This window comes from Micromonospora sp. URMC 105 (assembly GCF_051386295.1).
GTDB lineage: Bacteria > Actinomycetota > Actinomycetes > Mycobacteriales > Micromonosporaceae > Micromonospora.
In genome coordinates, this window is the sequence record NZ_JBPQTL010000212.1 from 1 (window position 1) to 782 (window position 782).

Annotated in this window: 1 protein-coding gene and 2 tRNA genes; 1 reads left to right on the plus strand and 2 read right to left on the minus strand. The window is 70.5% G+C overall.

The genetic code is table 11. The annotated features are described in order from the left end of the window. Position 1: 1 nt before the first annotated feature. A tRNA-Gly gene (locus ACSNN7_RS28985) sits at positions 2 to 74 on the minus strand. 161 nt (positions 75 to 235) lie between these two features. Here ACSNN7_RS28985 and ACSNN7_RS28990 point away from each other — a divergent pair. Then, positions 236 to 481, plus strand: coding sequence for a DUF6458 family protein (locus tag ACSNN7_RS28990; RefSeq protein ID WP_436684221.1), 246 nt, complete (start codon positions 236 to 238; stop codon positions 479 to 481). A gap of 223 nt (positions 482 to 704) precedes the next feature. On the opposite strand, the gene ACSNN7_RS28995 is transcribed toward ACSNN7_RS28990, so the two are convergent. Continuing rightward, a tRNA-Val gene (locus ACSNN7_RS28995) sits at positions 705 to 779 on the minus strand. Between the last annotated feature and the right edge of the window lie 3 nt (positions 780 to 782).

Here is a 782-nt window from a genome sequence, read left to right on the forward strand (position 1 = left end):
GAGCGGACGACGGGATTCGAACCCGCGACCCTCACCTTGGCAAGGTGATGCGCTACCAGCTGCGCTACGTCCGCGTGCCGCCCGGTCTCCCCGGCGACGGGTTGAACTCTACCCGATGGCAAGATCGCCGGCTCCGCCGCCCCACCCGCTCGGCTCGCGACGGGCGATTGCGCTGGTCACCGACGGGGTACTGATTGCTGCGACAGCACACCACATCCCCCTGAAGGAGGCTGTCGTGGGTATCGGAACCAGTATCTTCCTGCTCGCCGCGGGCGCGATCCTGACCTTCGCCCTGGACGCGAGCGTCGGCGGCGTCAACCTCGACGTGGTCGGCTGGATCCTGATGGCGGCCGGTCTGCTCGGCCTCGTCATGACCGCCCTGGTCTGGGGTCGCCGCCGCCAGGTGGTCACCACGACCGCGCCGGAGCCGGTGGAGTACCGGCGCGTGGAGGAGCGTCGGGACATCGCCCCGCCGCTGTAAAAGCACACCACCGGCCGACGGAGCTGAACGGTCCGGCGCACGACGTACGGCGGGAGCGCCGGTCACCCTCGGGCGGCCGGCGCCCTTCCGTCGGGTGACCCTGGCGGCGGGCACCCAGCGGCCCCCGCAGGGCAGCGACGGAGCGGGAAGCAGGCGGGGGTCACGGCACGCCGGCAACGGAAAAGGCTGGCCACCGGAACTCCGGTGACCAGCCTTGTCATCCTGGTGGGCGATACTGGGTTTGAACCAGTGACCTCTTCCGTGTCAAGGAAGCGCGCTCCCACTGCGCCAATCGCCCGTG